The 7,020-nt window shown below is 38.8% G+C and carries 7 protein-coding genes and 2 rRNA genes (1 of these 9 running past the window's edge); 8 read left to right on the top strand and 1 reads right to left on the bottom strand.

Features of this window, described 5'->3' with window-relative positions:
- The 8 genes from IPM95_06625 to IPM95_06590 form a co-directional block, all read left to right on the top strand.
- Positions 1 to 308 (top strand): 23S ribosomal RNA (locus tag IPM95_06625) (it extends 2,572 nt beyond the left edge of the window).
- Positions 309 to 400: 92 nt separating this feature from the next.
- Positions 401 to 511: ribosomal RNA gene (rrf, locus tag IPM95_06620) — 5S ribosomal RNA — on the top strand.
- Positions 512 to 620: 109 nt separating this feature from the next.
- Positions 621 to 1,376 carry a DUF1295 domain-containing protein gene (locus IPM95_06615; GenBank protein ID MBK9328982.1) on the top strand — a complete coding sequence of 252 codons (756 nt, stop codon included), beginning with the start codon at positions 621 to 623 and terminating at the stop codon, positions 1,374 to 1,376.
- A gap of 558 nt (positions 1,377 to 1,934) precedes the next feature.
- A protein-coding gene (locus tag IPM95_06610; protein ID MBK9328981.1) for an IS3 family transposase occupies positions 1,935 to 3,042 on the top strand; the annotation gives its coding sequence in 2 pieces (ribosomal slippage) (positions 1,935 to 2,188 and positions 2,187 to 3,042; 1,110 coding nt in all).
- Entirely contained in the window at positions 3,030 to 4,754 is a 1,725-nt protein-coding gene (locus tag IPM95_06605; GenBank protein ID MBK9328980.1) for a hypothetical protein, read from the top strand. Before IPM95_06610 ends, IPM95_06605 begins: the two co-directional genes overlap by 13 nt.
- Positions 4,755 to 4,866: 112 nt before the next feature.
- On the top strand, positions 4,867 to 5,166 hold the full coding sequence (locus IPM95_06600) for a helix-turn-helix domain-containing protein (GenBank protein ID MBK9328979.1): 300 nt from the start codon (positions 4,867 to 4,869) through the stop codon (positions 5,164 to 5,166).
- A 27-nt stretch (positions 5,167 to 5,193) separates the two neighbouring features.
- Positions 5,194 to 5,562 carry a hypothetical protein gene (locus IPM95_06595; GenBank protein ID MBK9328978.1) on the top strand — a complete coding sequence of 123 codons (369 nt, stop codon included), beginning with the start codon at positions 5,194 to 5,196 and terminating at the stop codon, positions 5,560 to 5,562.
- An 84-nt stretch (positions 5,563 to 5,646) separates the two neighbouring features.
- Positions 5,647 to 5,853, top strand: coding sequence for a hypothetical protein (locus tag IPM95_06590; GenBank protein MBK9328977.1), 207 nt, complete (start codon positions 5,647 to 5,649; stop codon positions 5,851 to 5,853).
- Between the two features lie 39 nt (positions 5,854 to 5,892).
- Here IPM95_06590 and IPM95_06585 read toward each other — a convergent pair whose 3' ends face one another.
- Positions 5,893 to 6,942: a M42 family metallopeptidase gene (locus IPM95_06585; protein MBK9328976.1), complete on the bottom strand. Its 1,050-nt coding sequence runs from the start codon at positions 6,940 to 6,942 to the stop codon at positions 5,893 to 5,895.
- Positions 6,943 to 7,020: the final 78 nt, after the last annotated feature.

Below are 7,020 nucleotides of genomic sequence, written 5' to 3'. Positions count from 1 at the left end.
CGAGCTGGGTTCAGAACGTCGCAAGACAGTTCGGTCCCTATCTGTTATGGGCGTTTGAGAATTGAGAAGATCTGTCTCTAGTACGAGAGGACCGGGATGGACTGACCTCTAGTGTACCAGTTATGCCGCCAGGTGTACCGCTGGGTAGCTACGTTGGGAAGGGATAAGCGCTGAAAGCATCTAAGCACGAAACCCACTTCAAGATGAGTTCTCATAGGGTCGTCGAAGACTACGACGTTGATAGGTCATAGGTGTAAAGGTGGTAACATCAAAGCCGAGTGATACTAATAACCCATCAACTTTTTAAAATTTGTATAATGATTTCCCAATATGTTATAATTTACTGACAACAAAGTCATAAAATCAAAGGCATCCTTTACGGGAGTAATGCCAAAAATCTAATGGCGATTATAGCGTAGGTGTTCACCTCTTCCCATCCCGAACAGAGAAGTTAAGCCCTACAGCGCCAATGGTACTAGGTCAAACCTGGGAGAGTAGGTCGTCGCCAACCCATATTAGCCGCAGCAGCAATGTTGCGGCTTTTTTTATTTTATGGCTCCTGATTTAAAATCATTGTTTCTGATTAGAAAAACTAGCAATGGTTTTTATACTTTTAGCTCATGTTTACATATTTATCCTTAACCACCGCCATCTATTGCTGGATACTGATCGCTCTTATTCTTTTTCCAATCCAACTTTTTGTATCTGCCCCATATGGCAGGCATACCAAAACATCCTGGGGACCCATGCTGCCCAATAAGCTGGGCTGGGTATTGATGGAGGGCTGGGCGCCGGTGGTTTTTCTGGCAGTGTATGGCTGCTTTTTTAAACAGGATAACTATGCTTTGCTTTTTGCGGCACTCTATGCGGCGCACTATATTCATAGAAGCTTTATTTTTCCGTTACGCACCCGCACAGACGGAAAACAGATGCCCTTGTTGATTGCCTTGTCGGCGATGTTGTTTAATTCGGTCAATGCAAGCATCAACGGATACTACCTCAGTGCATTGGCGGATTATCCTGCGGATTACTATTTGCATTGGAATTTTATTGCGGGTTTTGTTCTCTTTTTGGCGGGCTTTTATATTAATTACAAGTCCGATGATATCCTGATTCATTTGAGAAAACCGGGAGAGACGGGCTATAAGATTCCCAACGGTTTTTTATTCAACTACATATCCTGCCCCAACCATTTTGGAGAAATGCTGGAATGGTTCGGATACCTTTTGATGTGCTGGAATTTATCATCCCTGTCGTTCTTCATCTGGACGGCTTCCAATCTTCTTCCGAGAGCACTGCACCATCACAAATGGTATTTGCACCATTTTGCAGATTATCCGAAAAACAGGAAATCAGTGATTCCGTTTGTGTTCTAATCAAGGTACGATTAACACACTACACAAATATTTGTGTAATATTTTTCTGCTTATTTACGTGTTATACATAGTTATAGGGATATTGATATATAAAATCAGTTCTAAAATCACTATAAATATGTATGTCTTATATGATACATAAAAAGTAGATTTGATATAAGTTAATAATCACACATGTTTTTCAAAATGTCATTTTCTGTTTTAACCGTTTATACAAATGTTTTACCGTTTACGAATTAGATAGGTTTTAGATGTGAATAATGATTTAATATTACAGTGAAATCGATTAAACTATGAAAAAGACTATTCTTATTACTTCATTGATTCTCTTTAGCAGTATTGTGAGCCTGTTTTTTTTTGTACAGAAGAATCACAGTTAGGGATAATAAGGACTAAATAACATTCTAGACTTTTTCAGATAGGTGTAGAAAATATTTCAATAGATATAGAAGGTGAAAACCAAGGAACGGTATTTCATTGTTACAAAGATGTGTAAGTGTCCCTAAAAATCAGACAATTTAAAAATAGAGTAAAATTCTTAAATTTAAATTGTTTATTATGAAAAAGACACGATTTACGGAGACGCAGATAGTTTCCATTTTACGACAACAGGAAGGTGGCAGAGCCACCAAGGAGCTATGCCGGGAGAACGGCATCTCAGAGGCTACCTTTTACAACTGGAAGAGCAAGTACGGAGGTATGGAAGCCTCTGATGTACGAAGGCTCAAAGAGTTAGAAGAGGAAAATTCAAGGCTGAAGCGGATGTTTGCTGAATTGAGCATGGATCATGCCATTTTAAAGGATGTTATATCAAAAAAGGCTGGGGCCCTGTAAACAGAGGGAACTGACGGAATCCATCGTAAAGGATTACGAAGTTCCGGTGAGCAGGGCCTGTAAGATGACCTCATTACCACGTTCCGGTTATTACTATCAAAGCAGAAAAGACGATTCGGAGGTAATTACCCTATTGCAGGATTTAGCCTTTAAACATCCTTCGTATGGGTTCAGGAAGTTGTTTGCCTATATACGCAGAGCAGGTAAAGACTGGAATCATAAGCGGGTATATCGGGTATATAAACTCTTAAAGCTGAATAGAAAACGAAGAGGTAAAAGACGGCTGCCGGCAAGGGTAAAACAACCGCTGACACAACAGAGCCATATCAATCAAAGCTGGAGTATGGACTTTATGAGCGACAGTATGGTAGGCAACAGAAAATTCAGAACGTTTAATGTGATGGATGACGGCTCCAGAGAAGTACTGGCTATAGAGGTAGATACCTCCCTTTCAGCAAAGAGAGTCATAAGGACATTGCAACAAATTATCAGACACAGAGGAAAACCACAAATGATAAGAACAGACAACGGACCGGAATTTACGTCCAAAGACTTTGAACTATGGTGTACAGACAATGAAATCAAACTTCAATATATACAACCCGGAAGACCAATGCAGAATGCCTATATAGAACGATTTAACCGATTGTATCGGGAAGCGGTGTTAGATGCGTACTTGTTTTTTGATCTGGCTGAAGTAAGAACACTCACCGATGAATGGATAGAAGAATACAATCACAGACGACCACACGAATCTTTACAAAATCAAACACCCAATGAATGGAAAATTAATTTATTAAATCAACCAAATACTCTAAATTGCACTGTCTGAAAAATGGGGTACTTACACCTACAGATCCTGGAATTATTGAGATTAGTACTTCTTATTTAATTTTGCATAAGAATGATCGTGTTACAGTCTCTGCGAAACTATATTTATCTAATGGAACTTTGTCTAGTTCACAACCAAGTTTTATCTGGAGTAGTGATAACTTGGATGTTGCTAGTTGTACAAATGGGGCGGTGATTCCTAATGCAAAAGGTACTGCAATAATTACCGTAACAGATGGATCTCATGGTTTTGCTTTCTTAAATGTGTCTGTAGTGGATGATGATGTAGCTATACCTGCTAATGAGCCGGTCTCAATTAAGTTTAATCCAATAGTGTCCATAATTGAAGATAACAAGAATACTACTATAAATTACACGCTGTTAAATGCTAAAGGGCAACCAGTAAGCGGAACTCCTATTTTCCAAATCAATGAAAATAATTCTGGTATCACAATAAATAATTCAACAATAACTACTGGAAGTAAAACAGGACTTTTCACATTAAGTGCTAAACTAAATAATAACTTGCTGAATGGCAATCTTACTGTTCTAGTATATGACTCAAGTGGGAATAATAATTTAGATACATCATGGCATATTGTTGGGTGGGGTTTAACAAAATTTCCAATAGTGTTTAATTATTCAAATAAAACAGCTGAACCTGTTATAATCACATATTATGAATTAAATTATTCTCAACCGGGAACATTCGCCAGAGCTAGGCAAACCTCTCCTGAACTCTTAGATATTAGTAATCAGGAGATAATTTCCAGTAATGGTAGTGGTATGTTGCGATCTACACAGTTGAATGGCGGAGCTACTATTATTGCTCATTTTGCAGGAAGTACCCGTCAATGGTACGTGGCTAATCTATTTGATTTAACTGGAAGTTGGGGAGGTACTTCCAATGGCAAATCTTATAATTGTTGTTTTTATCCTAAGGGATCAGAAGTTGCATATATGACAAGTCGCGGCATTGTAGGAGATGCTTTTATGGTTGGATTATTTACTGAAAATGGTTATGACTTTGCACCTGACAGGCTCTATAAAATTGATTATTCTTTAGATGCTTGTCTAGCAGAAAATATTTCTTTATCACCATACTTTATTCAGACTTATAAAGAGAATGGTAAAAATGTTAATAATTATTTATCTGCGCTAAATATGATGGGTGGCTGTACTGATTTATCAAGTTATGCGTATTATCAGGTAAACCTTACTTCATTTAACACTTTAGAGTTAAATGGCGGAGGAAGAAGATTTACTCTAAATCGAGGTTCAGGCGATTGTTCAATGCCAATGCCAGATACTATACAATATATTGTTATTGACGGAGATTCATCTGTTTTAAGCAGTAATTATCTCTTAGATTACTTTGAAAGAAATGGAGATACTTGTAGCCTTCAACTATTCGATGAAACTGAAATTGGTTTCGGTTTGGCGTATTTATCAACGGATGGCAAACTAGGTTCAAATAGAACCCTTCGTGAATTTTTGACCGACGGCGTTTGGACCGGTCTTTCTTATTCAAACTGTATGGTCGTTTTTGATTTTCTCGGTTTTCCAGATGTTTGGTTTGAATCTAAGAATAATGGGACTATCCTATATAATAATGGAATTATTAAAATTAACGGATTGTTTGATAAACTAAATGATAGTGGAGACGTAATCGGAACTGCTCAAGTGAGAGCCAAATTAAAGGTAAATTATTAGTTATTCTAATTTGGTTTAAATAAACCCTAAGTTCAAGTAATAAATGCAATTAAAAGTTCAAACATAGTGGGCTTTCACCCACTATATTTGAAGTGCTTAAACTTAATTGCAAATGAATCGTACATTTAAACAACTCACCGCAGAGCAAAGGTATCAAATAGCTACCTTATTGTCAAAACAATTCAATCAGAAGCAGATTGCCGAATACATTGGTAAGAGTACGTCATGTGTCAGCAGGAGATTGCCAGAAATAAGATGTATTCCGGCAGATATGATGCTAAGAATGCACATCAGTACGCTGTGTTCAGGCATCAGATCAAGCAAAAGCATAAATACTTTACGGACTCGTACAATTGCTGGTAGCCCATCTTTACAACAAGAGCTATCACCGAGCAAATCAGCTGCCGTCTAATGCTAGAAGGTTGTACCAAAGTCAGCCATGAAACTATTTATCAATATGTTTGGAAGGACAAAAAACAGGGTGGAGTACTATATCAATACCTGGCTAGAAAGCAAAGATGCAGAAGAAACGGGTAATAAGTCAGATTACAGAGGACAGATACCTAACAAAGTCAGTATCGAACAGCGTCCAATGCAGGCTAATAACAGAGAACGGTTTGGAGATTTTGAAGTGGATACCATTATCGGAGCGAATCATAAGGGTGCTATATTGACAATGGTAGACAGAAAACTTGTATACCAAAATGGTCTTATTAGATGGAAAACACGCAAGTCAGGTGGTCGTCAAACCATAAAACCCTATACAATTTTCGACCTTATTTGCACACCATCACTTCGACAATGGTAAGGAATTTGCCAGACATGAAGATATAGCCCAACAGCTCGGTGTTCAATCTTTACACATCCATATTCCAGTTACGAATGTGGAACGGTGGAAAATACCAACGGTCTTATTCGCAGATATATTCCTAAAAAATCGTCTTTTGAATACCTGACGCAAGAAAAATTAAATGAAATAGAAAATAAACTCAACAACAGACCTAGAAAAAAACTCAGCTTTTATACCCCAAATGAGATAGCAAATGCTATTTTTACTAACGATAAACCTATTTTAAACAAAATTGCATTTATTACTTGAATTCAGCAACATATTGATTGTGAATTAAGAAGATAAAAATTACTTCAACCTCCAATCAAACTTATGCAGGTTTTCCACGCTGTGTTTCAGCAGTAAAACAGCTCCTTCGATATCCGACTTATGCGCCATTTCAATCACCTGGTGCAGGTGGCGGGTAGGGATGGAAATGGCGCCGGCGATGGCACCGGTCTTTCCATTGCGCTGGATGCCTGCCGTATCGGTACCGCCCATCGGCAACACTTCCGGCTGCCACTTAATCTTGAATTTGGCAGCTATTTCTTTCTGATATTGTATCATGCGGTAATCGCAGATGGTGGATGCATCCATAATCTTAATGGCAACACCATGCCCTAATTTGGTCACCTGCTCTTCCGGTTTGGAATCCGGCAGGTCGTAGGCGATGGTGGTATCCAGGCCGAATCCAAACGATGGATTGATATTATGTGCCGCTACATTGGCGCCGCGTATGCCCACTTCTTCCTGAACGGAGAATACACAATATACATCATACGGACAATCCTTCAGCAGTTTCAGGGTCTCAATCAGGATATATACGGATACCCTGTTGTCAATGGATTTGCAGTTCACGCATTCACCCATCTCTATCAGCTGGCGGTCGCGGGTAATCACATTGCCCACGGAAACATATTTGATGACTTCCTTGTAGGGTAAGCCCAGGTCAATAAAGAAATCACTGGTTTGCACATGTTTGGTTTTCTCTTCAGCGGTCATGATGTGGATAGGTTTGCTGCCCATCACACCCACGAGGTCTTTCTTTCCATGTACAATCACGCGCTGTGCGGTTAAGGTTTTGGGGTCAAAGCCGCCTAAGGTATGGAAGCGTAAGAAACCGTTCTCGTCAATATGTTTAACGATAAAACCTATCTCATCCATATGGGCGGCAATCATGACGCGTTTGCTGCTGTCTTTTCCTTTTTTGATGGCGTAGATATTGCCTATGTTATCCTGTTCTATCTTATCTGCAACACCTTTTATGTTTTTGAGAACCAACTCACGGACACGTTGTTCATAGCCCGGCGCACCTGCGACTTCGCATATCTGCGCCAATAATTTTACATTTGTTTTCATACGTAACGGATATTTTAGTTTTATGGTAAGGGTTTTTGCTAAAAAGAGCGTTTCAAATATACATAAGATTTTATAATA

The organism is Sphingobacteriales bacterium, from assembly GCA_016719635.1.
GTDB lineage: Bacteria > Bacteroidota > Bacteroidia > Chitinophagales > JADIYW01 > JADJSS01.
This window is presented reverse-complemented; position numbering and strand designations above follow the sequence as displayed.

Excerpts from the sequence above, each read along its gene's own strand:
- IPM95_06615 (MBK9328982.1), top strand. The coding sequence starts at position 621 with ATGTTTACATATTTATCCTTAACCACCGCCATCTATTGCTGGATACTG.
- IPM95_06600 (MBK9328979.1), top strand. The coding sequence starts at position 4,867 with ATGAATCGTACATTTAAACAACTCACCGCAGAGCAAAGGTATCAAATA.
- IPM95_06595 (MBK9328978.1), top strand. The coding sequence starts at position 5,194 with ATGAAACTATTTATCAATATGTTTGGAAGGACAAAAAACAGGGTGGAG.
- IPM95_06585 (MBK9328976.1), bottom strand. The coding sequence starts at position 6,942 with ATGAAAACAAATGTAAAATTATTGGCGCAGATATGCGAAGTCGCAGGT.